The 25,231-nt window shown below is 48.5% G+C and carries 26 protein-coding genes, 1 tRNA gene and 2 pseudogenes; 10 read left to right on the top strand and 19 right to left on the bottom strand.

What is annotated here, in order from left to right:
* Nucleotides 1-5 precede the first annotated feature (5 nt).
* Together speB and OEY64_05195 are read left to right on the top strand one after the other, a co-directional pair.
* Nucleotides 6-905 carry an agmatinase gene (gene speB / locus OEY64_05200; protein MDH5542342.1) on the top strand — a complete coding sequence of 300 codons (900 nt, stop codon included), beginning with the start codon at nt 6-8 and terminating at the stop codon, nt 903-905.
* Complete coding sequence (locus OEY64_05195; GenBank protein MDH5542341.1) at nt 902-1,513, top strand: ribonuclease H-like domain-containing protein; 612 nt, start codon at nt 902-904, stop codon at nt 1,511-1,513. Before speB ends, OEY64_05195 begins: the two co-directional genes overlap by 4 nt.
* Before the next feature lie 49 nt (nt 1,514-1,562).
* Here OEY64_05195 and OEY64_05190 read toward each other — a convergent pair whose 3' ends face one another.
* Nucleotides 1,563-2,261, bottom strand: coding sequence for a Crp/Fnr family transcriptional regulator (locus tag OEY64_05190; GenBank protein ID MDH5542340.1), 699 nt, complete (start codon nt 2,259-2,261; stop codon nt 1,563-1,565).
* Nucleotides 2,262-2,413: 152 nt separating this feature from the next.
* Here OEY64_05190 and OEY64_05185 point away from each other — a divergent pair, with 152 nt between their 5' ends.
* The 3 genes from OEY64_05185 to OEY64_05175 all read left to right on the top strand — a co-directional run bounded on the left by OEY64_05185 (nt 2,414) and on the right by OEY64_05175 (nt 5,024).
* Nucleotides 2,414-3,370 (top strand): DUF1858 domain-containing protein, encoded by a 957-nt coding sequence (locus OEY64_05185; GenBank protein MDH5542339.1) that lies wholly within the window; start codon nt 2,414-2,416, stop codon nt 3,368-3,370.
* Between the two features lie 15 nt (nt 3,371-3,385).
* Entirely contained in the window at nt 3,386-4,051 is a 666-nt protein-coding gene (locus tag OEY64_05180) for an L-2-amino-thiazoline-4-carboxylic acid hydrolase (GenBank protein ID MDH5542338.1), read from the top strand.
* A gap of 208 nt (nt 4,052-4,259) precedes the next feature.
* Nucleotides 4,260-5,024 (top strand): hypothetical protein, encoded by a 765-nt coding sequence (locus OEY64_05175; protein ID MDH5542337.1) that lies wholly within the window; start codon nt 4,260-4,262, stop codon nt 5,022-5,024.
* Between the two features lie 7 nt (nt 5,025-5,031).
* Here OEY64_05175 and nfo read toward each other — a convergent pair whose 3' ends face one another.
* The 5 genes and pseudogenes from nfo to OEY64_05150 all read right to left on the bottom strand — a co-directional run bounded on the left by nfo (nt 5,032) and on the right by OEY64_05150 (nt 11,188).
* Nucleotides 5,032-5,895 (bottom strand): deoxyribonuclease IV, encoded by an 864-nt coding sequence (gene nfo / locus OEY64_05170; GenBank protein MDH5542336.1) that lies wholly within the window; start codon nt 5,893-5,895, stop codon nt 5,032-5,034.
* Between the two features lie 165 nt (nt 5,896-6,060).
* On the bottom strand, nt 6,061-6,894 hold the full coding sequence (locus OEY64_05165) for an ATP-binding protein (GenBank protein MDH5542335.1): 834 nt from the start codon (nt 6,892-6,894) through the stop codon (nt 6,061-6,063).
* 84 nt (nt 6,895-6,978) lie between these two features.
* Nucleotides 6,979-7,356, bottom strand: a pseudogene (locus tag OEY64_05160) (hypothetical protein).
* A gap of 63 nt (nt 7,357-7,419) precedes the next feature.
* Nucleotides 7,420-8,580, bottom strand: a pseudogene (locus OEY64_05155) (PAS domain S-box protein).
* Nucleotides 8,581-9,487: 907 nt separating this feature from the next.
* Complete coding sequence (locus OEY64_05150) at nt 9,488-11,188, bottom strand: NAD-dependent malic enzyme (GenBank protein MDH5542334.1); 1,701 nt, start codon at nt 11,186-11,188, stop codon at nt 9,488-9,490.
* 218 nt (nt 11,189-11,406) lie between these two features.
* On the opposite strand from OEY64_05150, the gene OEY64_05145 reads away from it, so the two are divergent.
* A complete protein-coding gene (locus OEY64_05145) occupies nt 11,407-12,438 on the top strand; it encodes a hypothetical protein (protein ID MDH5542333.1) in 1,032 nt (343 codons plus the stop codon).
* A gap of 68 nt (nt 12,439-12,506) precedes the next feature.
* Here the strand turns inward: OEY64_05145 and OEY64_05140 are convergent, their stop codons facing one another.
* Nucleotides 12,507-13,109: a nitroreductase family protein gene (locus OEY64_05140; GenBank protein MDH5542332.1), complete on the bottom strand. Its 603-nt coding sequence runs from the start codon at nt 13,107-13,109 to the stop codon at nt 12,507-12,509.
* 130 nt (nt 13,110-13,239) lie between these two features.
* Here OEY64_05140 and OEY64_05135 point away from each other — a divergent pair, with 130 nt between their 5' ends.
* Complete coding sequence (locus tag OEY64_05135) at nt 13,240-13,968, top strand: ABC transporter ATP-binding protein (GenBank protein MDH5542331.1); 729 nt, start codon at nt 13,240-13,242, stop codon at nt 13,966-13,968.
* 11 nt (nt 13,969-13,979) lie between these two features.
* On the opposite strand, the gene OEY64_05130 is transcribed toward OEY64_05135, so the two are convergent.
* The 7 genes from OEY64_05130 to OEY64_05100 all read right to left on the bottom strand — a co-directional run bounded on the left by OEY64_05130 (nt 13,980) and on the right by OEY64_05100 (nt 18,479).
* Nucleotides 13,980-14,486 (bottom strand): hypothetical protein, encoded by a 507-nt coding sequence (locus OEY64_05130; GenBank protein ID MDH5542330.1) that lies wholly within the window; start codon nt 14,484-14,486, stop codon nt 13,980-13,982.
* Between the two features lie 92 nt (nt 14,487-14,578).
* Nucleotides 14,579-15,070, bottom strand: coding sequence for a MogA/MoaB family molybdenum cofactor biosynthesis protein (locus OEY64_05125; protein MDH5542329.1), 492 nt, complete (start codon nt 15,068-15,070; stop codon nt 14,579-14,581).
* Nucleotides 15,071-15,073: 3 nt separating this feature from the next.
* Entirely contained in the window at nt 15,074-15,547 is a 474-nt protein-coding gene (gene moaC, locus OEY64_05120) for a cyclic pyranopterin monophosphate synthase MoaC (protein MDH5542328.1), read from the bottom strand.
* Nucleotides 15,548-15,559: 12 nt separating this feature from the next.
* Nucleotides 15,560-16,585 (bottom strand): molybdopterin-guanine dinucleotide biosynthesis protein B, encoded by a 1,026-nt coding sequence (gene mobB, locus OEY64_05115; GenBank protein ID MDH5542327.1) that lies wholly within the window; start codon nt 16,583-16,585, stop codon nt 15,560-15,562.
* The gene (locus OEY64_05110; protein ID MDH5542326.1) at nt 16,573-17,790 is read right to left on the bottom strand and encodes a molybdopterin molybdotransferase MoeA; all 1,218 of its coding nucleotides are present in this window, start codon (nt 17,788-17,790) and stop codon (nt 16,573-16,575) included. The genes mobB and OEY64_05110 overlap by 13 nt, the downstream gene beginning before the upstream one ends.
* A gap of 30 nt (nt 17,791-17,820) precedes the next feature.
* On the bottom strand, nt 17,821-18,237 hold the full coding sequence (locus OEY64_05105) for a molybdenum cofactor biosynthesis protein MoaE (protein ID MDH5542325.1): 417 nt from the start codon (nt 18,235-18,237) through the stop codon (nt 17,821-17,823).
* Nucleotides 18,234-18,479: a MoaD/ThiS family protein gene (locus OEY64_05100; GenBank protein MDH5542324.1), complete on the bottom strand. Its 246-nt coding sequence runs from the start codon at nt 18,477-18,479 to the stop codon at nt 18,234-18,236. Before OEY64_05100 ends, OEY64_05105 begins: the two co-directional genes overlap by 4 nt.
* Nucleotides 18,480-18,521: 42 nt before the next feature.
* On the opposite strand from OEY64_05100, the gene moaA reads away from it, so the two are divergent.
* From moaA to OEY64_05085, 3 genes are all read left to right on the top strand, one after another.
* Nucleotides 18,522-19,511 (top strand): GTP 3',8-cyclase MoaA, encoded by a 990-nt coding sequence (gene moaA, locus OEY64_05095; GenBank protein ID MDH5542323.1) that lies wholly within the window; start codon nt 18,522-18,524, stop codon nt 19,509-19,511.
* A gap of 673 nt (nt 19,512-20,184) precedes the next feature.
* Nucleotides 20,185-20,421, top strand: coding sequence for a hypothetical protein (locus OEY64_05090; protein MDH5542322.1), 237 nt, complete (start codon nt 20,185-20,187; stop codon nt 20,419-20,421).
* Nucleotides 20,422-20,729: 308 nt separating this feature from the next.
* Nucleotides 20,730-21,155 carry a hypothetical protein gene (locus tag OEY64_05085; GenBank protein MDH5542321.1) on the top strand — a complete coding sequence of 142 codons (426 nt, stop codon included), beginning with the start codon at nt 20,730-20,732 and terminating at the stop codon, nt 21,153-21,155.
* Between the two features lie 48 nt (nt 21,156-21,203).
* On the opposite strand, the gene OEY64_05080 is transcribed toward OEY64_05085, so the two are convergent.
* From OEY64_05080 to gltX, 5 genes are all read right to left on the bottom strand, one after another.
* Complete coding sequence (locus OEY64_05080; GenBank protein MDH5542320.1) at nt 21,204-22,436, bottom strand: HD-GYP domain-containing protein; 1,233 nt, start codon at nt 22,434-22,436, stop codon at nt 21,204-21,206.
* A 178-nt stretch (nt 22,437-22,614) separates the two neighbouring features.
* A tRNA-Arg gene (locus OEY64_05075) sits at nt 22,615-22,691 on the bottom strand.
* Nucleotides 22,692-22,840: 149 nt separating this feature from the next.
* Nucleotides 22,841-23,263, bottom strand: a complete 423-nt coding sequence (locus OEY64_05070) for a polymer-forming cytoskeletal protein (protein ID MDH5542319.1) — start codon at nt 23,261-23,263, stop codon at nt 22,841-22,843.
* 84 nt (nt 23,264-23,347) lie between these two features.
* Nucleotides 23,348-23,716 carry a transposase gene (locus OEY64_05065; GenBank protein ID MDH5542318.1) on the bottom strand — a complete coding sequence of 123 codons (369 nt, stop codon included), beginning with the start codon at nt 23,714-23,716 and terminating at the stop codon, nt 23,348-23,350.
* Between the two features lie 107 nt (nt 23,717-23,823).
* Nucleotides 23,824-25,224 carry a glutamate--tRNA ligase gene (gltX, locus tag OEY64_05060; GenBank protein ID MDH5542317.1) on the bottom strand — a complete coding sequence of 467 codons (1,401 nt, stop codon included), beginning with the start codon at nt 25,222-25,224 and terminating at the stop codon, nt 23,824-23,826.
* Nucleotides 25,225-25,231 lie beyond the last annotated feature (7 nt).

Raw genomic sequence — 25,231 nt, 5'->3', positions numbered from 1 at the left:
TTCTAATGCTAGCATTTTTCTGCTACAAACAGCTTATGGAAAATACCCCGATGTTCGGCGAAACAGGCTATACGTATGAAAATGCGTCCATTGTAATCGTCCCTATTCCGTTTGAAGGAACTGTCTCCTACAAGGGGGGAACGGCAAACGGCCCGGAGGCGATAATAAGCGCATCCCCGAACGCCGAGATGTTCGACATGGCAACGGAGAGGGACTATACGAAGCTGAAGCAGACACTTGCACCTCAACTCGACGTGACAGGAATAACGGAAGAGGTGATGGAGCGGATAGAGAAGAGCGTTTCCCGCATTCTGGATGACGGCAAGATGCCGTTCCTGCTTGGAGGGGAACATTCCATCACCGGCCCGGCCGTAAGGGCCGTAGCGAAACACTATGAAAAGAGCGGTGAAAAGATAGGCGTAGTGCAGATAGACGCCCACGCCGACCTGAGGGACGAATATTCAGGGACCATCCACAGTCACGCCGCCGTTATGCGGAGGATCATCGAGGTGGCCCCTGCCGTTCAGCTCGGCATAAGGAGCTGTTCCATTGAAGAGTGGAAGCTCATCAAGGAGAAAAATCTACGCGTGCTTCAGCCGGCGGAAACATTCAGCAAGGGGAAGCTGGATGAGGCGCTCGCGACACTACCTGAAAAGATCTACCTGACGGTCGATATCGACGGCCTCGACCCGTCGCTTATACCTGCGACAGGAACACCGGAGCCGGGAGGATTTTCATGGAACGAGGTTATGGAAATTTTCAAGACCATCTTGAAAACAAAAATGATCATCGGAGGCGACCTGGTGGAACTCGCTCCGATAAAAGGATTTCACTCTCCTGACTTTATCGCCTCGCGCCTTGCGTTCCGCATGATGTCGCTTATGCCTGGGGCGTTCGATAAATGAGCCAGCTTGGATTTGAATTCAGCGGAGACGCAAAAAAGAGCGAAGAGAAGATTGTCCCCCAAAAGCGGATAGTAGTTTTCGACCTTGAGACACAGAAAGGGGCCGACGAAGTAGGTGGGTGGAACAACACTCACCTTATGAGGGTCGCCATAGGGGTAGTATACGATTTCACCGACGACACCTATCACGTCTACCACGATGAAGATGTGCCAGAACTTCTAAAGCTTCTAAAAGCCTCCGACCTCGTAGTGGGATTCAATTCCAGAAACTTCGACTACGGCGTATTGAAAGGGTATACAGACGAACCGCTTGGAAAAACGCTCCCCACTTTCGACATCCTTGAAGAGGTGAAGAACCGGCTGAACTTCCGGTTGAGTCTCGACAACATAGCGATGAATACGCTAGGCGTTTCAAAGAGCGCCGACGGTCTCCAATCACTGAAATGGTTTCGGGAAGGGAAACTTGACCTTATCTCCGAGTACTGCAAGCAGGATGTGAAGGTGACGCGCGACGTATACCTGCACGGCGTGGAGATGGGACACCTTTTCTACTCGGACAAAATGGGAAAGAAAATAAAGTTCGACGTCAACTTCCCGGCTTTTAAATAGAACGCGGCGGCAGAACGGCGAAAATTTAAAAAAAATAGACGTGGGGTGATCAATCCTCGCCGTCTTCGGAGCGGTCCATCTCCCCAGCAAGCCTTTCGAGCTCTTCTATCTCCTTTATAAGAACCTTCTTTCCATCTATCTCAAGTACATTGTCGCTCTGGAGTTTGCCGAGTGCGCGGACGGCCACCTCGAAGGATGTGCCTATGCACTCTGCCATGTCCTTCCTTGTAAGGAAAAGCTCGAACCTTATCCCGTCCTTCTCCTTCACCCCCATCTTGTCCGAGAGCTTCAAAAGGAAGCGCGACAGGCGCCTGATGACGGAGAGCACCGACATGCTTCCGAGGTCGCTCGTGATGGTGCGGAGCTTGGAGCTCAACCCCATCATGATGCGGAGCGCGATCTTGGAATTGGAGGTCATTATTCTCAAGGCGTCGTCCCGCTTCATACGGGCGACCTTGACGTTCGTGACCGCCTGGCATGATGCCGGATACGCCTTTCCGTCGATTATCGCCGCTTCGGCGACCGTTCCCCCTACTCCGAAAATCCCCATGATGGCCGATTTCCCGGAGGCGTACTCCTTGAAAACCTTTACCTCCCCCTCGACGACGAACCAGAGGTGCGCGGGAGGCTCCCCCTCGTGGAACAGGATATCCCCCTTTTTGAACTCCAATTCAGACAGGAGTTTCTTCATCTCCCCCAGCTCGGCTGAAGTCAGGCCGGAAAAGAATTCAAACTTTTCTATTTCCATAAATAAAATACCGCCATATAAACGCAGTTTTGATAAAAGTCATAACGCGGAAAGTCCCCTTGATGCAATACTGCTCCTACGAATAAAAGTACCATAAAAGAGAACCTGATGTTAAAAACATCTTTAACTAAACAACTAAAGGGAGAAACATAATGGAAAGATATCCAAAACTATTCATACTCGCGGCGGTCGGGTATCTGTTGGGCGGGGTCCTGATGGGACTTCACCTCGGAACCGCCTCTCAGGATCCTGCGGTTACGAGATTCGTGCATGTGCACCTCAACCTGCTCGGATTCATGGCAATGTTCATTTACGGCGTGGCGTACCACATCCTCCCCCGCTTTAACGCGAAGCCTGTTACGGCATCCTCCCTCATACCTGCGCATTTCTATTTAGTGAATATCGGGCTTATCGGCATGGCCGCTACCGCTTTTGCCGGGGGAATCTGGGATGATGGCCCAGCGCATACCGCGTTCATCATTTTTTCTGTAATGGAAGCGGCGGGTATTTTCATATTTGCCTACAACATAATTCCGGTATTGATGCCGGAGAAGACCGTAAAGAAGGAAGCGGACGCAATAACCGGCGAATCACAGGTGTCCGTTGCTCTCGACAAGTGGCCCCATTTGGTTGATATTTTCGCCGACAATGGATTCAAGGCGCTTACAAATCCTGCGGCAAGGGCGACCTTCGCAAAAAACATTTCGATAAAACAGGCGTGCAAACTCCACAAGGTAGACGAAGCGCGTTTCCTTTCAGCGCTCAACTCTGCCGTAAAAGCCGGGCCAAAAGCCGGCGCATCGAAACCGGTAGCAGCCTCCGCGCCCGGCGTATCGGCCCCGGTTCCTGTGCCCCCTGCCGGCGGGAAAGGGAAGTCCATCAAGAGAGGCGAAAAAGCTGAAAAGGATACGCTCATCGGTCCTCTTCTGGAAATTTACCCCGAGACCAAACCTGTTTTTGAAAAGAATTATGGAGCAGGGTGTTTCTCATGTCCCGGCCAGGCAAGCGAAACCGTAGGACAGACGGCGATGATGCACAACATGAAGGTCGAGGATATACTTAGTGAAATTAACGGAAAAATCGAAGCGGCACTTTCGGCCGCGAAATAATTAAGGAGTAGGAAAATGAGCGCATTTCTGGGACCAATACACTACATGATGTTCAACAAGATAAGGATCGCGGCTGAAAGGTCGCGGGAAGTTATCGATGTATTTAAAAACAAGTTCGGTAACGATGCCGAAGAGACTATAAAAGCCGTTTTGCCGGAAGGGCCGATGGACTTCGGCGATACTCCGCTGGACGAGCTGATAGGAAACAATCCGATTCACCAATTCCTGCAGGGGCTGATAAACGAGCTTGAAACCGCCGAAGCCAACCTGGTAACCGCGCTCCTCTACCGCTTCCCGGATGAGGGGAGAGAAGTTCTAAAGGAAGCGTTCCGTTCACACGGACAGAAGACCGCAAGGGAAAAAATTGGCGGCAACACCGACGCGAACCTCGACCTCAACGGCATCGGGAACTTCATCGGACAGACCTACCTCGAAGGGATGCCTTGCGATCAGGTGAGTTCCTACAACAGGAACGGCGAAAACTCCATGCAGGTAAACCACAGCGAGTGCCTCCATCTGGCCAAATGGGAAAGTGTAGGCGCGCCTGTTGACGTGATGTGCGAACTTCTGGACGAATGGGTCTCTGGGAGCGCAAGCGTGCTGAACAGCGGCGTATCGCTTGAAAGAACAAGCGCCATCGTGAAAGGGGCCGACAGCTGTTCCTGCACTATCAAAATATAGCCAAGAGTCATTCAACCATCGGGGCGGCGAACCATCTGAAAACTGCGGTATCCGCCGCCCCGGATTTATCATCAAATATCTGCCGGCAAACCTTTCGAACCGTTTTCGTAAAAATAACCCTTTTATATTCATGATTTTAAAAAACTGCCGATAAATAATATAATCGTGAAGAGGGTTCTGATTTTTAAACTATTCGAGACAGATATCTATGGCTGATAATTTGCAGGAAAAACATGGGAGACCGACCGGAAACTCCGCTACAACACTCCAGTTTTGCCGGCAGATAAGCCGGGAAATCATCAAAATATACATCGCTGAGCTTTTAAAGAAGGGGGTTTCCGAATCCGTTCTGAACAGTGCGCTATCGAATGTCTGGGGGAGTATAGAAAAGATAAATGAAAAAATAAACCGGGAATGCGGCGGAGAGATCGCCGATAAATTAAAAGATAAGGTGAAGACCGAGGTTATAGAAGCGAAGATCAATGAACAGAGGAAGGACCATTTCGGGCGGTTGCTGGTGCACCAGATAAGCCATCTTTTCCCCGAGTACGACGATACTGAAACCGCAAAAAAAATAGCGGTAGGCTACGTTGATAATAAGGTACCAAGACAGATCATCCCCGGCTTCATAGACGCAGTCAAGGCGATGTTCGGTGACGAATATATTGAAACCACTCAAAAGAAACTTGAAGGCATCGTCCGCAAGTTCCCGGTGGAAAACGGACTGGTAAACTGGGACCGGTTTTTCGGAAACAACGTAGTGCTCGAGATATTAAGGGGAATACTTACCCAGGCGAAGAAGACGATTGACGATATGAACGAGAATGAGGAGATCGACGACACAAAAGCCCTTCCGACATGGTTCGTGAACCGCATGACCCAAACGGATGAATTTACCAAAGATATGGAGCGCGATCTGAGCAGGAAGGAATACGAACTTATCTACGAAGCGCTGTTCCGCGTTTTGAAATAGAGAGAAGCTATAAAAGGCTTTTCAGCACTTTCAGATTTTCGACGTCTTCCTCCATCTCCTTCCCTTTCGGCGTCTCTATTATCATCGGCGTTTTGAAAAACCTTTTATCCCCCAGGAGTAGACGAAACGCCTCAATGCCAATATACCCTTTCCCGATATGCTCATGCCGGTCCACGCGCGTCCCGAAATCCTTTTTGGAATCATTCACATGGAAAAGCGCGATCTTGTCAACACCTATGATCCTGTCGAACTCCCCGAAAGTTTTTTTATATCCCTCGGCATTCCTCAGTTCATACCCCGCGGCAAAGATATGGCATGTATCGACGCATACTCCGATTCTTTTTTTGTTTTTCACCTTTTTTATGAGCGTGGCTATATGCTCGAAATCGTAGCCCAGATTGGTCCCCTGCCCAGCGGTAGTTTCAATCGTGAGAACCACATCGCCGAACTCTGCGGTCCTTTCAATCGCTTCATTCATCGCGTCGGCGACCTTACCCAAGCCGGCATCTTCACCCGAACCCATATGCGAGCCGGGATGAAATACCAGGTTCCTTATTCCAAGCTTTCCCGCACGCTCTATCTCGTCCAGAAAGGCGTTCAACGATTTTTCGTACATGACTTTGTCCGGCGAGGCAAGATTGATCAAATACGAGTCATGAGAAGCGACGTACTTTATTCCTGATCTTGAGATATTTTCCCGGTAGGTTTTTACATCCTCTTCCGAAAGCGGTTTGGCATTCCACTGGTTCGAGTTCTTTGTGAATATCTGCATTGCGGAGAGATCTATGGAAACTCCCCTCTCTACCGATTTTTGCACACCTCCGCTGATCGACATGTGGGCGCCGAAAACGCGGCTCTCCTTGCCAGCCATTTCTTAAATCTCAGCCATCGGCATCTGCCGCTTCTTGCGGGATAGCTCCTGTATCAACACGTATAAAACTCTCCATAATCATTACTATGAGCAGCACACATGGTTGCACCGCCATTTATAACATTTTTCCAGGAGTTTGAAAGAACGGAAATCAAGATGCGGGTTTCAGACCACACCGACCTTCTCAAATGTCGCGGAGAGTTCCTTTATCGAAACAGGCTTGAAAAGATATTCAAGCGTAAGCCTTTTCCTTGCCGCGAGCCCCCTTACATTCCGCTCCTGCTCTCTGATGGCATCTGCTGAAAGAACTATTATGGGAACGGTAAAACCGTCAGGCAAATTTTTCACCAGCTCCTCGCCACCCATCTCCGGCATATGGAGATCCAGAAAGACGACATCAAAGGCCTGATCTGAGAGTAGGTATTCAAGCCCCTCACGGCCGTTCAAAGCCTGGGATATTTTGTTCCCCTTCAGAATTTCCTTGATTAGAAATTGCATATTTTTATCATCCTCGACTACAAGGATGTTTTTCCCCTTAGCCAAAGTCCATCCGACATCATCCTGGTCGGATTTTTTCATGATAAACCCCGGCTTTTCATAGGGGAGCCTGATGACAAATGAGGTCCCTACATCTACCTTGCTTTCAACGGAGACTTCGCCTCCGAGAAAATCGACAATTTTCTTCACCAGCGCCAGGCCGAGCCCCACTCCCCCTGCCTTTCGCGTCGCAGAGCCGTCAATCTGCATGAACGGCTCGAAAATAACCTCTCTCTCCTCTTCTGGGATCCCTATTCCTTCGTCACTCACAATGATCGAGATAATGTTATCCTCCTGGATTATATTCAAGCGCACAGTACCTTTCTCGCTGTACTTGATGGAATTTTCCACGATGTTCTGAATAACCTGCTCCAGTCTCTTCTTGTCGGAAACGAAAAATAGATCATTCTCTTTATAGGAATTGATATTGGTTTCAATGCTTAATCCCTTTTCATTAGCCATGGCCGTGAGCGTTGTTATTACAGAAAAGATCAACAGTCGGGTGGAGACAACCTCCTTGTGCAACTTCATAACGCCGGCCTCTATCTGGCTCAGGTCGAGGAGATCATTTATAAGGGCTAGAAGCTTCTCCCCTTGCTGGATAACAATATCGTTAAACTTGGAGACCTGCGCCGCCTGTGAAAAAATTGGCGCAAAGGAGCCGTGCGTTTTTCCTGAAATCTCCCTGACTTCAGAAATTATTGATTTGGCCGTCGCTTTTCCGCTTTCACTTTTCTCCTCCAGCTTGCCAAGGATGTCGACAAACGTAGCTGCCTTTTCAAGACCGTCGCGAGCCTTGGCCAGATCATCTTGCATCAGTTTTGAATAACCCAGCACTGAGGAGAGAGGCGTCCTCAATTCATGGGACATATTCGCGAGGAATTCGGATTTCAATCTATTCGCCTTCTCCGCCTTTTCCATGGCTGTCTGCGAATCCAGCATCGCTTCAATGCTCTGCGTCACAAGCCTCTTCTGTTCCTCCTCTGACAGTTTGCGTTCCGTTATATCCGTAATCACATTGGCGATATACATCGGATTATTCTTATCATCCCGGACAAGGAAGAAATTCACAATTACCGGAATCTTCTTCCCATCCTCCGTGATCAGATTCATTTCATCAATGAACTGCTCCTTTCTGTTGATCCCTGTGTTGATGATGTTCTCTATCCTCTCCCTGTACATCTCGGGATAGAGAGTAACCAATGGTTTCGCGTGGATATCCTCCATGCTTTTTATGCCGATCATCCTGCATAAGGTCGGGTTGAGATAGGTGATATTCCCGTCAAGACCGCACATGCCGAATCCCTGGCCGGACGCCTCGGCAAATTTCCTGAATATCATCGTCTGCTCTTCGGCCTCTTTCCTCGCGGTGATATCAAGCATTATTCCGACCAGCCCGGCCACCTTTTTGTTCTCGTCATAAAAGACCGATTTGTAAAAAACAACGCTTCTGTATTTTTTCAAACCTTTATGATACATTTCCCCTTCAAAAACCTGCACTTCATCAGGGTTGGAAAACAACTCCTTGTCCTTTTCAGAATTTCTTTTGGCGACCCCGGATTCGTTGAGATCAAATGCTGTTTTCCCTTTCAGCTCCGATTGCTTTATGCCGTGCCACTCCATAAAAGCGGCATTGCTCCCAAGGTATTTCCCCTGCGCATCCTTGTAGTAAACCGGATTTGGGATCGTGTCTATCATTGTTTGCAGAAAGCGGGTGTGCTCTTCCATTTTCTTTTCCGCCTCCCGCTGGAAGGTCATATCGCGAAATATCCCCTGGATAATTTTTACGCCGCCGATTTCGGTAACGCTTGACCGGATATCCACAGGAATAGTCTTTCCATCACTCCGGCATACCTTCATGTCCAGCAACTGTCCATACTCGCCATCCGTGTTCCTTTTAAAACGTTCGGAATATTCCTGTGCCTCATTGAGGGGATGCAACGCACTTTGATGCATCCCTATCAGCTTTTCACGCGGCATCGCCATCAGCTCTTCCGCCTTTCTGTTTACGTCGATGATTATCCCCGTATCGGCGTTCGCGACAAAGATGGCGTCCTCGGCGGATTCTACAAGTTTTTTATATTTCTCCTCGTTCTGGCGCACCAGACGGTTTTCCCACTCTATAAGTCCATGCGCATAAAGGGTCATTAGTCCGATAACAATTACAAAAATGGTGGCCAACAGCATTGAGGCCTGTACCTTTGAAAGCATCTTCTCCTGCATAACATTGTCTGAAATATGCTCGATATCGTACATCCCCTTAAGGGAACTGAGACGCTCCCCCAGCAGATCCACAACATCATCGATGCCGTTATCCATCTCCTCCATAAGCTCAAGCCCTTTGTGATAAAGCTTGAGACTCTCCGCATCCCTCCTAACCTCCATTTTTTGATCGAGAATCTTTTCGACTATCAGGAATATTTCATCCGCCTTTTGAGTCTGACTATCGACGGAGCGTCTGACATTGGCGTAAAAATCTATCTCAAAGTAGGCCGAGTACAGCGCGTAGAATTGCTTGAGCTCGTTTTTCCTCTTCTGATTTTCCAATACTTCATTTGCTATAAGCTTTATTGACAGCTCACTGGTGTATTTCCCGGTTGAAATCCCTGCCGCGTGGCTCAATGCGTCGTTGGCAGGCATGACGAAAAGGAGTATTTTCTCAAGATACTCGGCGAGCATTATAAATTCGTCGCTTTTATCCTTTCGGCTTATATCAGTATCATTGATTATCTTCAGGTCGGATTCATAATACTTGTATCCGCTCCAGACCCCAGCAAGACCAAGGAACAGGAGCACCATGATGAATTTCCCAAATCTAGTATGCAGCGCAATTGAAAAATCGGACAACAGGCCGCCGGAATAAACCGAAGGAATTGAACTGCCTGACCGCTCTTTACCGGTTCCCCCGAAAATGGTCATTATTGATTCCCCGCCTAAAGTAAAGAACCTCGGATCGCACTGCCGAAAAAATCGAAAACCTCTCCCTAAGCGTCTGATATTAATCCTGTATTTGTGTCAAGTCAACTTTCGGCATTAGCAAATTGTGAAACGGATATTACCTTATAATCACTGGATACTCAGGAAGCCACATCCGCTCCCTTATGGCATGTTCCGGGTCGCCCTTGATCTTCTTCCCAACACCTTCGTCCATGGCTTTTTGGTACACCGCAACCGCTACTTTCAGCGATACCTCAAAAATATTCTCGATCGGGGGGTATATAGTCCTGCTGTTCAGCCTTTCAGCCGAGACAGTATCCGCCAGTGCGTGCGCTGCCGCGGTGAAAAACGAAGGGAGCACTACCTTCGATCTGGATGCCAGAACGCCCAAGCCTATGCCGGGGAAAATAAATGCGTTGTTCCCCTGCCCTATCTGATACTCGGTTCCCCCTACCTTAACCGGCGGGAAAGGGGAGCCGGAGGCGACTATCGCCTTTCCGTTGGTATATTCAAGTATCCACCGCGGATCTGCTTCCGCCTTGGACGTCGGATTGGAGAGCGGGAAAATGATCGGCTCCGGCGTATTCTCCAGCATAAGGTCGACTAGCCCCGCGTCGAAAGATCCTTTCTGCGCCGAAACGCCTATCAGCGCGGTCACCTTGCCGTTTCTCACCACATCGGCAAGGGTGAACGAATAGAGATTATCCCTCTTCCAAGCCGTGAGCTCCTTTTCGGGATAGGCGAACTCTTTTTTGTAATCGTCAACCTCCTCCCTGCTGTCGCAAAGGAGGCCTTGGGAATCCACGACGTAGATCCGCCTTGATGCTTCATTCGCAGAAAGCCCTTCATGGAGGAGCGAATCCTTTATCTGCCTCGCGATCCCTATCCCTGCCGCTCCAGCGCCGTATATAGCGAATTTCTGCTCGCGGAGTTTTTCGTTCTTTATCTTCAGCGCGCAGATGATACCGCCGAGCGTTACCGCGCCGGTTCCCTGCACGTCGTCGTTAAAGGAACGAACCTTCGATGCGTATCTATCCATATTCGTAAACGCGTTCTGTTTCGAAAAATCTTCCCACTGCAATATCGCGTCGGGAAAATTCTTCTTGACCCCTTTTACGAATTTTTCAATGAACTGGTGGTACTCATCCCCGGCAAGGCGCTTTCTCCTGTATCCGAGATAGTATTTGTCTTCGAGAAGTTTCTTGTTGTCCGTCCCGACGTCGAGACAGATCGGAAGGCACGCAGACGGATGTATCCCCGCCGCCGCGGTGTAGATGGAAAGCTTGCCGATGGATATCGCCATCCCGCCGACCCCCTGATCCCCTATTCCGAGTATCCCCTGGCTGTCGGTGACGACAATTACTTCAATTTCATTCGATGGCAACGAGTCGGCCATCTCACCCATACGGTCGACATTTTCCGGCGTAATAAAAAGTCCTCGAGCATTTCTGTATATGTGGCCGTATTTTTCGACTGCGTCTCCGACGGTCGGCGTGTAGATTATAGGGAGCATCACCTTGATGTCGCTCCTGAGGAAGTGGTAAAAAAGCGTTTCATTCCTGTCCTGCAATGCGCGAAGGAATATGTATTTCTCGATGTTGTCGGGCTTGTGATTAAAACTCTCCCTCAGCCGTTCGGACTGCTCCTCGATGGATGTTATATACGGAGGAAGCAATCCCTCAAGCCCGAAAACCCTCCGCTCCTCCTCGGAGAACGCCGTCCCCTTGTTCAACAGCGGATTATGTATAAGAACCTGCCCACCCCTTCGGGTTTTTATTACGTATCTCCCTTTTTTGTCGCGAACCGGCTTGTAATGCATCTGAATATTCCCTTATGTATTGCAAGAATATTTATTACGCTGGATTGACCACCAACTCCATTCTACTTCTTTGTTTTTGAAAGCGGAAATTATCATGCTAATACCTTTATGTAATTATTCTATGCACAACTGTATAAATATAACTAATATCTCTTGCTTCTGAAATGTTATAAATTTATGCCTAATAACCTTTTATTCGTTTTCACAAGGGAGGTAAGATGAAAAACAAGAATAAAAATATTGGTGAAACATCAGAACATGATGAAATTCTGAACAAGACATACGATGCTCAAGATATTCGGCTAAGAGACAGAATAATTGATTCAATATTAAAACCTTCATTCATGGCTGTTGCCATAACTGCGCTTTTCGGCCCATGCACGGTCCAAAATGCTATTAACGACATTGAACTAAAAAAGTTGCAAGCAAAAGTCATGACTGACGTTTTGACACTAACAAACAGTTCGGATTTCAAAACTACCAGCGGCGTTTTAAAGGCCGGCCTATTCGCAAAAATGGTAAATGAAAATGAGCCGCTTTTTCATCTGAATTTCAGGGAAGCTTCTTTGAAATTCGATGAAATCGAGAAAAATTATAAACATTTGGGCATTATCAACCTTGAGGAAGAAAACGCCCAAAAAACCAAAACAATCTCTGAGCTAGAAAAAAACAAACAAAAGTCCGATGAGAATATTCATGCCCTAAAAAGAGAACTTGAACAACTGGATACCAATTCAAAAAAAGATGCTAATGCCAGAAAGCTGATTGAAGAGAAAATTAGAATAGCTGAACAAACAAAAGACCAATACGCACAACAGGTGGCCGAACTCGAAAAAGATAAAAGAGAAAACAATAAACTAATCGAAGCTAAAAACAAACAGGTTGAAGAGTTATTTGAAAAGAACAAAGCAAAACAAAAAGACATTGATGAACTTGCCAAAAACATTTCTAATAGCAAGAATCTAGCCAACGACTTGAAAGCGGCATTATCGGAAAAAGACTTAAAAATCAAAGAAGCTACTGATGCCGCGGAAATATTTAAAAACCAACTTTCAGAAGCCAACACCGAGCTTAAAAAAGTAAAAGACCAGCTTTATGATATTGAAAAGAAAGCGGAGAAAGCGGAGGATGAATTAAAACTTAAACAAGAGACAATTGAGAATCTAAAAAAACAAATTGCCGAATTTACTTTAAACGAAAAATTGCACAAGAAAACCGAAAGCATTGAACCACCCGCAACGGGTACCTGATTTTTGTAAACCGAAAGCAATGGCAAGGATGGAGCAAACTATTCATCTATGGACAGCAGAGGATTAATTTAATAACTCGAACTTTTTAGTTGATCGTTAAATAAAACCTCATCCAGAGGGCGTTTGGGGATATGGTGGGTTTGGTTTTCGTCGCGCCAATATTTTATGTCGCCGTCGGGGCCAAGCTCGCCGCTCTCCTCTATAACTACCTCCTCCTTCGGCTTGCCGATCGCGAGGACAAGAAGGATCTCCAGATAATCCGGCAGCCCCAACAATTTGGAAAGTTCCTCTCTCTTCACGGACGAAATTATCGTCCCGCCAAATCCTTTTTCAACGGCCCCCAGCATGATCGACTGCGCCGCAATACCATGATCGCAATCGACCTTTTTACTTATCCTCGTATCGAGCAGGATAATGATATACGCGGACGGCCTCTCCCCCTCCTCAGGGCCGGGCCAATCCTTCAAATACCCCGCCCATGCGAGATGCGGAAATATTTTCGCGTTCTTCTCCCCCTCATGCGATAGAACATACTTGAGCGGCTGTTTATTCGCGGCGGAAGGCGACAGACGCGCAAGATCGACAAGCTCTCTAAGCGTCGACTCTCCAACCGCCACCTCCTGATGGAACCGGCGATAGGAACGGCTTTTCAATATCAGATCGCGGATCATCTCCGCATTATACAGCGAGATCGCCTCCCCGTAAGAGAGATAGCTTCTGGACTAACGTCGCTATCTGTCGGCCCGCAGGGGAGATTCACCGGCACCGGCAGAGGCGGCTGTCGTCATATATAATCTAGATATGATTCGTTTCGAGAACGTCAGCAAGGATTACGGCAGCGTAAAGGCTGTAAAGAACCTCTCCTTCGCGATCGAAGAAGGGGTCTGTTTTGGATTCCTCGGCCCGAACGGCGCAGGAAAGACTACGACCATAAACATGATGGTTGGGCTCCTCATCCCCACTTCGGGGAGGATCACAATCGGCGGATTCGACATTCAGGAAGAACCGAAGAGAGCCAAGAAGCTGATAGGCTTTATCCCCGACAAGCCTTTCGTATATGAAAAACTGACTGGGAGGGAATTTCTCGACTTCATGCTAGACATCTACGAAATACCGAGGGAGAGCGTGAAACAGAAAAGGAGCGAACTGCTGAAGATATTCTCCCTTGCCGACCGGATCGATGAGCTTATTGAAAACTACTCACACGGGATGAAACAGAAACTGGTTATCACCGGCGCACTGATACACCATCCGAAATATCTGATTATCGACGAGCCGATGGTCGGCCTCGATCCGCACGGACATAAGATTGTAAAGGACCTCTTCAGAAGCTTTTGCGAGGAAGGGAAAACCATCTTCATGTCGACTCACACCCTTGCGGTGGCGCAGGAGCTTTGCCACAGGATTTCGATAATCGAAAAGGGTGAGGTAATCGCCAGCGGTACGGTCGACGAACTGCAAAAGAAAGCAGATTCAGATTCAAATCAGCTGGAGGCTATCTTCCTGAAACTTACGGAGCACGAAACCTGATCGCCGAGGCGTCAGAAGGATCTGGCGGGAAGCTCAACGGGGGCCGACTCCGGCTCCTCTTCAACGCTAGTTGAACTCCTTGCCTTCACTGCGCGGAATATCATCCCCGCTATCGCGAAAAGGAGAAGGGAATTTACAAGAAAGATGGAATTCCCGGCGGCCCCTTCATTCAGCACGGAAAGCTTCGTACCGGTAATCGGAAGATATAGCAGGAAAGTCGTTTTGAAAAAATAGTTCACCATATAGGCTATCCCCCTGGCAACGCACGCAAGGCCGATGGTGAGCGACGTCAACCGCATCCCCGCCCAGAGAAAATGGCTGAAGAGTATAAGGTGGATAGCCTGTCTTAGAAAAGTGGTATCCCCGCATGTCGCGCAGTGGATGTAATTCGCGGTGAGAAAGATGATGACGCTCTTAAGGGCGACGTAAACAATGGCCGCCTGCTTGAATTCACTCGCACCCGGCATTACGGCGCGGCGTTCCTTCATCCGCAGTCTGAACCTGTTTACAAAAGACAACCCTCTAATCCCCCTCTAAAGAGCGATAAATTACCATGAAATCGGCCGTAAGACCAAGATTTTTTCATCTCCTCCCGTGGGATGACGGAGTTTCATGCGCAGTCGCTGTTGTCCCCCCGCCCTTTCTCAATGATGTGCGCGAATGATTCAAAGACCGCTTCGAGATTTTCCACCGCCCCTTTCGGAGAGCCGGGGAGGTTCACTACAAGCGTATCCCCTGCAAGTCCCGCAACGGCCCTTGAGAGCACCGCCCTGACGGTCTTCTTCAATGAATATGCGCGCATCGCCTCCGCAACTCCAGGGAGTTCCTTTGTGAGGAGCGGCCTGGTCGCTTCGGGGGTAACATCGCGCGGCGAAACACCGGTACCGCCGGAGGTGAGAACAAGGTCGATCGATCTATCATCGACCCAATCCCTTATCGCCTGCTGGATCTCGCCTATCTCGTCCTTCACGATCTTCGAGGCGACTACCTCGAAATCTTTCCCATTCAGAAACCCGGCAATCGCCGGGATGCAGAGATCAGGTTTATTGGAAGCCTTATCGCCTCTCGTATCAGAGACCACAAGGATGGCTGTCCTTATCATCCGCTATTTGCGCCTGAAACTGCCGGACTTCCCGCCATCCTTTTCAAGGAGCATCGTATCGGTTATCACTATCCCCTTCTCCATCGACTTGCACATATCGTAAATTGTAAGGGCGGCGATTGATACAGCCGTTATTGCTTCCATCTCCGCGCCGGTGGTCCCCCTCACCTTCACCTCCGAGCGCACAGCTATTCCGCCCTCCTTCATCTCAAACACTATTTCGCAATGATCGATGTTCAGCGGATGGCAAAGGGGAATTAGCTCCGCCACGCGCTTCGCCCCCATTATCCCGGCTATCCGTGCGGCGGCAAATACATCCCCTTTCGGCAACTTCTCATCCCTTATGGCGTTCAGAGTATCGGCGCTCATCTTTACGAAGGACGAAGCAACTGCCCGGCGTGAGGTTTCAGTCTTGCCGGAGATGTCTACCATCCTTGCCTCCCCCTTTTCGCTCAGGTGTGTGAATTCCTTGCTCATGTAAAAATTATACTAGAGGTCTGCCGGTGAATTTAGGTTTTTAAGGATCTCGCCATCGAAGAGCGATTCATCCCCCTCCACACCATAGCTTTTCAAAAGCCGGTTGAGAGAGAGCTCTTCACCCCGGTTGGAATCCATCCAATGCAGTATCTGGGGGGAGTAGAGCGAGCAGAGCGGCTCCAGTAAACCGCCGCCGCGCTTGCCTGCGCCGATGAAACGGTAGCCAGGCCCCCTGCTATCAATGATCACTTTTAAATATTCTGCCGTTACATTCGGCATATCGACCGCGAGGATGAGCCAGTCGACGGATGACGCGAGACGCGAAGCCGAGAGTATCCCGCCAAGCGGTCCTTCCACACCCGGCAGATCCGCAATCCTTTTTTCATCTTTCATATTTTCAGGAACCGGCCCGGTACCCAGTAGATAGGCAGCATCGCAATGCCCCTTCAGCAGGGCAAAATTCCTTTCCGCCAGTGTCACTCCATCCGCAACCATCAGCGACTTGGGGCTCCCCATCCGCTCGCTCTTCCCCCCGATAAGGAGTCCGCCGTAGATCTCCCTGTCCGACACCTTGCCACGCAACCACTCTTCAACTCTACCGGCAATCGCCGTAACATCGTCGTGACGAAATCCGCCTCCCCCTATCTCCCCTATCACATTAACAAGGTTCGGCATATTTCCCGAATCGCCGTCATACGGGTGAACCCAGAACTTGTCCCACTCCGCATTCTTGAAGCCTTCAACTATCACCAGGTCGCAACCAGCGAAGATCGAACCATCCATAACTGATGACGTGCGCGCAAATGTCTCCTCTTCAGAATTGGCGGCGACGACCGAGGCTCCGGCCTTATATATTCTCCATGTATCCTTCCCCTCCCTGTCGACATCGAGCCTGTGCGCGTCGTGCTTCAGATAGCCCGCAGTCAACCCTGCCGACGCAAGCGCGGGGATCAGCTTTTCAATAAGAGTGGTTTTGCCAGAATCGCTGTATCCGCAGAATCCCAGTCTGGGGGGAAAGCGATCTTTCAAAATCGCCATGGATGAAATTCCAACACTTCCCCGCTCTTGAACAGGCGGGATTCTTCTGGAAAAACTATAAGGCCGTCGCTGAAAGAAGCCGAATAAAAATCACCCGACCCCTTGTAGCTTTTCACGGGCGCAACGGACGTACTGTCCGCAGAAATATTCCCCACGCGGAACTCCTTTAGACCGTTTTTCTTATTTACATCCACAGCCAGTGGGAGGCGCACCGAGAAGGGGAGAATTCTTTCCATCCCCGACATCCTGCGGATCGCCGGCAGTACGAACTCATGGAATGTCGCCGAAACGGAAACGGGGTTTCCCGGAAGGCCGAATACAACCTTCTTCCCCCTGGCGCCAAACCAGACAGGCTTCCCCGGTCTTATCGCAAGGCGATGAAAAACCTTGCTTACACCTATTCTCTCCATCAGGCCGTGAGTAAAATCCGAATCCCCCATCGAAACTCCGCCGGTGACGATGAGCATGTCGTATTTCTCAATTCCATTTCTGAAAGTTTTCTCCAGCAAACCGGGTTCATCTCTGATAGGCCCCTTGAAATCGGCCTCGACAAGATTGAGAGATGAAAATCGGGCGTGGAGAAAACTCGCATTGCTATCCCGCACCTGTGATGGTTTTGGCGATGCCGACGGGGAGATTATCTCATTACCGGTAGTGACAACCAGGATTTTTATTTTTTTCGACACCTTTAGCTTCACCGCGCCTACGGATGCGGCGACGCTTAGGTTCAACGGCGACAACTCCGTCCCCGACTTCATGACAACGGCCCCTTTTTTCGTATCCGAGCCGTGGCGGTGTACATTCAGCCATCTTTCCGGCTTTGTCTCGATCAGCTCGACATGCTTGCCCGAGAGTTTTGAATGTTCTACCTTGACCACCATATCGGCCCCATCGGGTACCGGCGCGCCTGTCATTATTTTTATTGCCTCACCCTTTTGCAGTTTCCCTAAAAAGTTTGAACCTGCTTCGATCATCCCCACCGGTTTGAATATCTTTCTTCCTGCGGAAAGATCCGAATACTTGACAGCGTAGCCGTCCATGGCGGAGCGGTTGAAGGGGGGGAGCGGCCTGTCGGACCTGATATCTTCGCGAAGAACTCTCCCCTCCGCGCAGTTCAATGAGATATTTTCCGTTGCGATAAGAGGAACTCTACCGAGCATCAGCGAGACTGCGCGGGCATGGGCCATCAATCTTTCCTTTTTCATTTATCCAATCCTATTAAATTTGAACTTGCTTTACGGCGTCTCTTCGACCCACTCTTCGCCCTCTTCTGTAAATTCCTTTTTCCAGATAGGAACTTTTTTTTTCAGCTCCGTAATGGCAAACTCGCAAGCCTCAAAGGCAGGTCCCCTGTGGCGCGCGACGGCGGCGATGCCGACAATTCTGTCGCCTGGGAAAAGAGTGCCAACGCGGTGAACTATCGACAGATTGATTATGTCGAATCTTTCCATCGCGGTTCGGCGCACCCCTGCAAGCTCCTTGTCGGCCATCGCGCCATAATGAGAAAATTCAATTTTCAAGATCTTTTTGTCCTTCGATATGTCGCGAACTATTCCGACAAAGGTTGCCACACCACCGGCGTCCCTCCTGTCGCCGAGACAGAGGGCGATCTCCCTGTCCATAGAAAAATCGTCCTGCTGAATCCTTGTCATTCGCGGGAACCGCCCGACAGAGGGGGCATGATAGCGAGCGTATCGTCGTCTGAAAGCTCCGCGTCGGCATCTGCCATCTCCTCATTGATCGCGTAGAGAAATTTTTCCGGGTTTAGCCCCTTTACCCTGCCCGAAATATTCTCCATGAAAAAAACCTTAACGGTTGTTTTTGTATCTATGGTGAAATACTCTTCTGAGCGGCCAAGATGCTCGCGGAGCGATGCAAAGTACAATATCTTCATGCGAAACATTTTACAGATTAAAGAAGGCAATGGATATATTTCATGAATGAGCAGAAGGATCAATACGGGAGAAGCGTGTCATATCTGCGCGTATCGGTGACCCCCCGGTGCAACCTGAAATGTGCCTATTGCATGCCGTCCGGGCAGAACATCTACCCTCAGGGGGACATCCTTACGATAAGGGAAATCACCCGGCTTATAAGAATTTTCAGTGGCGCCGGTGTAAGGAAAATCCGCCTTACCGGCGGTGAACCCCTTATCCGCAAGGGGATCGTCACTTTGGTAAGGGATATCAAAAATATAAGCGGTATTGAGGAGGTAACGCTTACTACGAACGGCGTACTCCTGGGGAAAATGGCCGGCGAACTTAAAAGAGCCGGTCTCGACAGGATTAATATTTCACTTGATACCCTGAAAACAGACCGGATGAAGGAGCTTTCGGGCTCGGATGTTCTAGGAAAGGTGCTCGACTCAATAGAAAAGATCTGCGAAGAAGATATCTTTCCGGTAAAGATCAATGTCGTCGGCATAAAAGGATTCAACGATGACGAGATCCCCGCATTCGCTGAACTGGCAAGGAGACTGCCGGTGGAAATAAGGTTTATTGAAATGATGCCGACAGCTCACAACCGCCTCTGGAACGGGAAGGAGAAGCTGCCGAATCGTGATATTGAAAGATTGATCCGTGAGAAATACGAGCTTATGCCGGATGGGAATTATGGCAAGCATAATGGCCCTGCAAAAGTTTTCAAGTTAGGGGGTGGAACCGGGAAGATCGGCTTCGTCTCCCCGATGACCGAGAAATTCTGTGATGGCTGTAACCGCTTGCGGCTGACAGCGGAAGGGAGCCTTCGATCATGCCTCTTTTCAGATAGCGAGATTGACCTGGCATACGGTCTGAGGGAACAAATGGAGGACAGCTGGTTCCTTGAAAAATTCAGCGAAGCAATACTCTGCAAACCGCGCGGACATGGACTGGAAACGGACTCCATGACTACTACCGGAAAAGGGATGGCCTCGATCGGCGGATAACGCGCAGTTCCCGCCTGTATTGCCAATGAAAATTGGTTTTTTATCCTACTTTTGCATTTGTTATGATTTTGTGCAAAATCACCTTTAAACCGGAAATATGCCGATTTATCTCTTTATATATCAATATGATAAACCGCTTATCTTTGGCATAAAGTCTGCAAAATAAAGGTGGAAGCAAAATTAACCGATATACACAATAGGAAAGAGGTGGCTATGCTAAATACTACCGAAAAAGGTCAAGATAGCTGGAGACATACAATTGAATGGGCCCAGAAAAATCCTGACAAAATCAGAAAACTCCAACTCTTAAATGGCCATAACGACTGCTACAAACAGAACAGAGGATGCCAAAAAATCGGTTGCCGATGGTGGGAAGGATGCGTAACCCAGATCGGGTAAATACCGGTATCCGCTAAAAATAAAGCCGGACAATCATAATCTGCCATGCGGACGAGATTATTTGTATGACCGCATCAAACCATCAACATTTGTAGATACCCCGCAAGAAAATAAACAGATACTCAGAATCACTATCGTAAGATATTGTTTTTTATAGGCATTTACCTGGGTAAATTTGGTACGGTGTATGCAATTACAACGGGCATGAGAAGAAGTAACTAGAATAATTTATGCGTCGGTTGCCAATAACCGATAAAAAGGATGAGGTGATAAAATGCTAAACGAAAATGAATTTCTCGAACTTGTAAAACTGACTCAGCTAGTCGAACTTAGCGGGAACGGAACTTCAAAGGAGATCAAAAGGAAGATCGAATTGGAGGCAAAAGCCATGCGCCAACAGGTTGTAATCGCGCATGTAGCGGCAAAATATCCGGCTTTGGCAAACCATATTCACAGAATCAACAATCCTTTTTCGCATGAAGTAGACAGGTTCGACCTCGCAGCAAACTAGCGCTCCCGAGCTGAAAAAAGTGGTTTTTATTTAATATTCAAACCACTAGCAACATATTTGGCTACTGGCATCAATATATAAACATGATCCTTTAATTAATGATTTCGTAAACATTTGAAAATAGTCAGAAAAAATAGAATATACCGTCATTCTTTTGAATCTGAAAATAATTGCCCTATATTATCAATGACATACAATGTCTTCAACTGTGGCACGTACTTTGCAACCCTTTAGTTATTATCGAAAATACCGAAAAGAGATCATAGGAACAAAGAAGATATAAATACTTAAAACCAATAGGGGTGTTTATGAAAACAACCGAAATGTTAAAAGTTGAAATAATAGATCTTTCTGGAATTGAGGCAAAAAAGGGGCCTCGCTACCATGATGACAATTTGCCGGTTGTCACAGAAGAAATTTGTAGTAAAATCGGGCCTCAGGGAAAAGAGAGCGTTAGAACTGATAAGGGATCAAATGAGATGGAAATAACCCATAGTTTGGGTGTTATCAACTATGTGTTGCTTATGACTTTGTCTAGCTTTATCTCACCAGCGCTGAAGATAGTGCTTGATATACGACAAACATTACGGGAAATACCGTATTACAAAATACTGAACTTTGTGCTGAAGTATATTTACAGCGTTGTCTATGCGTTTCAGCACCCTGGAAATCCCGCAAGAGCAAGGCGTGGCAAAAGAGCTTTTGAGCGGTATCTTGCCGGCAGTGCAGTTTAGTTTGTAATAAAACAGTCATTACCATGCGACCTGCATGAACTGATTAGGCTATTGATTCAGAAAATCGATATATTTCAGCGGATTGATTTTCCATTTCAGCGGTGATTCAGTTGAAACGATCCTGTCCTGGGTCGAAACGCCAACGGCAGGTTTTGCCAGGTCAAGGACCCTCGGCTCTACCGGCCAATCCCGGTCAACATCATAAATGATCTTCACTTTTGGCTTCGTTAAATCCTCTTCTCCCGGTTGCATAACAACTGCCAGGTAATCACTTTCGAGCCTGACAAGCGTACCAACAGGATATATCCCCACGCTCCGTATGTAGTACTGCACAAGTTTCGGATCAAAGTGGTATTTGCTCCACTCAAATATCTTCTTTAATGCCTCCGAAGGGTCCATTCCGGTATGGTAGCATCGGTCCGAGGTGATGGCATCGTAAACATCTACTATCGAGGACATCTGCCCCCCCTGACTTATCTTGTCCCCCTTCAACCCTTTTGGGTATCCGGTACCATCGAACCTTTCGTGATGCTGTGAAGCGACGTCAATAGCCTTCTGAGAAAAATCGCCCGTCTCCGTCAGTATCTCCCCGCTGTATACCGCATGCATTTTCATCTGCGCAAACTCATCATCCGTCAGCTTGGAAGGCTTGTTAAGGAGTGCCTGAGAGACCTTCATCTTCCCTATGTCATGCAGCAAGGCTCCGGTTCCGAAAACCGCGATATCAGACTTGCTCATCTTCATGGTTCTGCAAAACGATATCATCAGTATCGATACGTTCACAGAGTGCATATATGTATATTCGTCTTTCTTTTTCACCCGGCTGAGGCTGGTCAGCGCATGCTTGTTCCTTATGACGGATTCGACCATCTCCTCGACTACAAGGTCTATCTTCTCTTTTTCAAGCTCCTTGCCCGCCTGCAAGTCTTCCATCACGCCGGTGATCGCCTTTTTGGCCTCTTCCTTTATCTCCGCCGCCTTTTCTATCTCCTGCATCATAGGAACGAGGTTCTCCACCTGCGGATATTCATCGACTATTCTTTTTACGGACGCCGCTGTTTTTTTGTCTTCTTCCTCCTTGAGAGGCGCTTCTCCCGAATCAAGGCCTTTTGATGCGTCGATATAGACTTCCCTTATGCCTACCTCAATGACTTTTTTGATCATGGAGTCGTTTTTGATGAGAACCGCATTTTTAAGGAACGGATGGTCAAGCCACCCGCAGTTGAAATCATGGACGAACATCCCAGGCTTCAACTGTTCCACCGGAATCTTTTTAATCATTTCCACTCCTACAATCCACGAAAGAGACCCTTAGGAGTGAGTTTATAACTATTTAACCGGATTTAAAACCATGAAAAATTTGGCGATGCGGAACCGACCGCGCCAAATTTCAAGTTATGAAAAGTTCGAATTCCCTATCCGGCATATCTATGGCGGGGAAAATACGCAAATTGAAAAATGGCGCGCCCGGAGAGATTCGAACTCCCGACCCTCTGATCCGAAGTCAGATGCTCTATCCAGCTGAGCTACGGGCGCAAAATCAAATTCATGACCATACTAATGGCTTTACCACCTCTTACAAAGTGGTTTTTCAGCTGGGATAAAAAGAAACTGCCGCACGGCAAACAGAATACAAAGTAGCGGACAGGGCGGGAATCTTTACTCCGCCAGGATATCTATCCGGGTCAGTTGATACTCTCTTCCGCCTGAGAAGACTGAGTTTTTATAAGCGTCTCCTTTTGAGGTTTCGATGTGGCAGGCTGTTGACTGTGCATGTGGATGCTACCCTCAAGATTTGCCCCTTCCTCAATCATGATTATCGGTGTGACGATATCACCTTCGATATTGCCCGTGGAAGAAATCTCCACCTTGTCGCTGGCCCTCACGTTGCCCTGCAGTCTCCCCATTACAACAAGACGGCCTATGTTAACCTCAGCCTCAACCCTCGCGGTATCGCCGATAATCAGACAGTCGGCTGACTGGATCTCACCTTTAAAAACTCCGTCAAGACGAACCGTACCTTCAAAACTGAGAAGACCCTCGAATTCTGTGCCGTGACCGAGAAACGCCTTTATGTTTCCCAAGTCGGCGAATTTTTTACTTGCCATTTAGTTGCCCCATGTTTGCAGGTTAAAGTTAACGTAACAATAGTTTATTCTTTCGTAACATTATATACCTATTTTCGGGTTTAATCAAAGTCTCGATTTCGCAATTGCCATAAAATCTTCTATTTCATACTCTCCCATTTTTTCCCCGGTTTTAACGCAAAAATCCGGCCTAAAAACGGTCTCGTACCCTTTCAATCCATTATGCAGGTTTATAAGCCTGGCTGAAGTGAGCAAGGCAAGACCCCGCGCTACCTCCGAAGGGGAGTGATCCGGGGATGACCTGAAGTGTACATACAGGTAATCCCGGTTAACTTTCATCTCCAGAACACTCCCGTTATATTCAGAGATTACATCCGGCACAATGATGGAAAGCTCATCTTCCATTTCAGGTTCGAAATATTCCTCGATGCAGAAGAGAAGAACAATTTGATATTCGATCTCTGATACTACCATCTCCACCCCTCGCTCTGGAGAGCTCGTACGGATTCTTTTCCGCGCCAATCCGGCATACAAATCGCTCCGAAAAAACCATATGCGAAATGAACTATCGCAATCAGATATTACAGCAAAGCACGTATTCGCTTCAACGATTCATCCTTGCCGATGATCGACATCATTTCGAATATCCCCGGAGAGACCGTCTTCCCCGTGAGGGCGACGCGTACCGGCTGCGCGATATCCTTCATCTTTGTGGAATTTCGTTCGGCAAGATTCTTGAACTCGCCATTCAACACCTCGGCGTCCGAAACGCCATGCTTCTCAATCAGCTCCGCAACATCCTTCAGATACTGGAGGTGCGCGGCTGTCAGGAACTTTTCCCTTGCGCCCTTGTCTACAACGACTTCGTTGGCAAAATAAAATTCCGCTCCATCCGCAAGATCGACAAGCGTTTTCGCGCGCTCCTTTAGGAGCGGGAGGATCTTTATCAGCGATTCCCGGTCGGCGTTCGGATGATTTTTTTTCACAAACGGCAACGCCTCGTCCGCCAGCCGGCCATCATCCATGCGCATGATGTGCTGACCGTTCAGCCACAGAAGCTTTTCCATATCGAAAACCGCGGACGACATGGTGATGTTCGCCAGAGAAAATTTATCCACTATCTCTTCGCGGGAGAATACCTCCTGATCGCCACTGCTCCAGCCAAGCCTTGCTAGCATGTTTACAAGCGCGTCGCTCACGTACCCGGAGTCGCGCAAGGCCAGAACCGAATCGGCTCCATGCCTCTTGCTCAGCCTCTTCTTGTCCTTACCGAGGATCATCGAAACGTGAGTGAACTCCGGCACCGGATATCCGAACGCCTTATACAGATTCACCTGCTTTGGCGTATTCGCAATATGGTCGTCCCCCCGTATGACGTTTGTTATTCCCATTTCGGCGTCGTCGATAACGACAACAAGATTGTAGATCACACCGCCGTCCGTGCGTCTTATTACGAAATCGTCCATCTCCGAATTCTCGACTTCAACCGCGCCCCGCAGGGAATCGATAAAAACGGTGCTCCCTTTAAGCGGCATTTTGAAACGTATCACATGAGGCTTTGAGACATCCCCTTCGCCCAGCTCCCTGCATTTCCTGTCATACAGCGGTTTGCCCCCCGCCTTCTGGATCGCTTCGCGCTTGGCGTCCAGCTCCTCCTTTGTGCAATAACAGCGATACGCTTTACCTTCTTTCAAGAGCGTATCAACCTTTTCAGAATATAGGCCGGTGCGCTCGCTCTGAAAATAGGGGCCTTCATCGTGGTCAAGGCCGAGCCACTTCATCGATTCGAGTATCTCATCCACAGATTCACGGGTGGAACGCTCGGTGTCGGTATCCTCTATTCTGAGGACGAACTTCCCTTTTCTGTTTCGGGCATAGAGCCAGTTGAAAAGGGCGGTGCGCGCTCCGCCGAGATGTAGCGTCCCTGTAGGGCTTGGCGCGAACCTTGTCTTTACCTCTCCTGCCGGATTCAGGTGATCCATGTCGATA

It is taken from the genome of Nitrospinota bacterium, from assembly GCA_029881495.1.
Taxonomy (GTDB): Bacteria; Nitrospinota_A; UBA7883; order JACRGQ01; family JACRGQ01; genus JAOUMJ01.
Note: the sequence above shows the minus strand (reverse complement) of the source record. Positions and strands in the feature narration are given on the sequence as shown.

Excerpts from the sequence above, each read along its gene's own strand:
- speB (MDH5542342.1), top strand. The coding sequence starts at position 6 with ATGCTAGCATTTTTCTGCTACAAACAGCTTATGGAAAATACCCCGATG.
- OEY64_05195 (MDH5542341.1), top strand. The coding sequence starts at position 902 with ATGAGCCAGCTTGGATTTGAATTCAGCGGAGACGCAAAAAAGAGCGAA.
- OEY64_05190 (MDH5542340.1), bottom strand. The coding sequence starts at position 2,261 with ATGGAAATAGAAAAGTTTGAATTCTTTTCCGGCCTGACTTCAGCCGAG.
- OEY64_05185 (MDH5542339.1), top strand. The coding sequence starts at position 2,414 with ATGGAAAGATATCCAAAACTATTCATACTCGCGGCGGTCGGGTATCTG.
- OEY64_05180 (MDH5542338.1), top strand. The coding sequence starts at position 3,386 with ATGAGCGCATTTCTGGGACCAATACACTACATGATGTTCAACAAGATA.
- OEY64_05175 (MDH5542337.1), top strand. The coding sequence starts at position 4,260 with ATGGCTGATAATTTGCAGGAAAAACATGGGAGACCGACCGGAAACTCC.
- nfo (MDH5542336.1), bottom strand. The coding sequence starts at position 5,895 with ATGGCTGGCAAGGAGAGCCGCGTTTTCGGCGCCCACATGTCGATCAGC.
- OEY64_05165 (MDH5542335.1), bottom strand. The coding sequence starts at position 6,894 with ATGGCTAATGAAAAGGGATTAAGCATTGAAACCAATATCAATTCCTAT.
- OEY64_05150 (MDH5542334.1), bottom strand. The coding sequence starts at position 11,188 with ATGCATTACAAGCCGGTTCGCGACAAAAAAGGGAGATACGTAATAAAA.
- OEY64_05145 (MDH5542333.1), top strand. The coding sequence starts at position 11,407 with ATGAAAAACAAGAATAAAAATATTGGTGAAACATCAGAACATGATGAA.
- OEY64_05140 (MDH5542332.1), bottom strand. The coding sequence starts at position 13,109 with ATGATCCGCGATCTGATATTGAAAAGCCGTTCCTATCGCCGGTTCCAT.
- OEY64_05135 (MDH5542331.1), top strand. The coding sequence starts at position 13,240 with ATGATTCGTTTCGAGAACGTCAGCAAGGATTACGGCAGCGTAAAGGCT.
- OEY64_05125 (MDH5542329.1), bottom strand. The coding sequence starts at position 15,070 with ATGATAAGGACAGCCATCCTTGTGGTCTCTGATACGAGAGGCGATAAG.
- moaC (MDH5542328.1), bottom strand. The coding sequence starts at position 15,547 with ATGAGCAAGGAATTCACACACCTGAGCGAAAAGGGGGAGGCAAGGATG.
- mobB (MDH5542327.1), bottom strand. The coding sequence starts at position 16,585 with ATGGCGATTTTGAAAGATCGCTTTCCCCCCAGACTGGGATTCTGCGGA.
- OEY64_05110 (MDH5542326.1), bottom strand. The coding sequence starts at position 17,790 with ATGAAAAAGGAAAGATTGATGGCCCATGCCCGCGCAGTCTCGCTGATG.
- OEY64_05105 (MDH5542325.1), bottom strand. The coding sequence starts at position 18,237 with ATGACAAGGATTCAGCAGGACGATTTTTCTATGGACAGGGAGATCGCC.
- OEY64_05100 (MDH5542324.1), bottom strand. The coding sequence starts at position 18,479 with ATGAAGATATTGTACTTTGCATCGCTCCGCGAGCATCTTGGCCGCTCA.
- moaA (MDH5542323.1), top strand. The coding sequence starts at position 18,522 with ATGAATGAGCAGAAGGATCAATACGGGAGAAGCGTGTCATATCTGCGC.
- OEY64_05090 (MDH5542322.1), top strand. The coding sequence starts at position 20,185 with ATGCTAAACGAAAATGAATTTCTCGAACTTGTAAAACTGACTCAGCTA.
- OEY64_05085 (MDH5542321.1), top strand. The coding sequence starts at position 20,730 with ATGAAAACAACCGAAATGTTAAAAGTTGAAATAATAGATCTTTCTGGA.
- OEY64_05080 (MDH5542320.1), bottom strand. The coding sequence starts at position 22,436 with ATGATTAAAAAGATTCCGGTGGAACAGTTGAAGCCTGGGATGTTCGTC.
- OEY64_05070 (MDH5542319.1), bottom strand. The coding sequence starts at position 23,263 with ATGGCAAGTAAAAAATTCGCCGACTTGGGAAACATAAAGGCGTTTCTC.
- OEY64_05065 (MDH5542318.1), bottom strand. The coding sequence starts at position 23,716 with ATGGTAGTATCAGAGATCGAATATCAAATTGTTCTTCTCTTCTGCATC.
- gltX (MDH5542317.1), bottom strand. The coding sequence starts at position 25,224 with ATGGATCACCTGAATCCGGCAGGAGAGGTAAAGACAAGGTTCGCGCCA.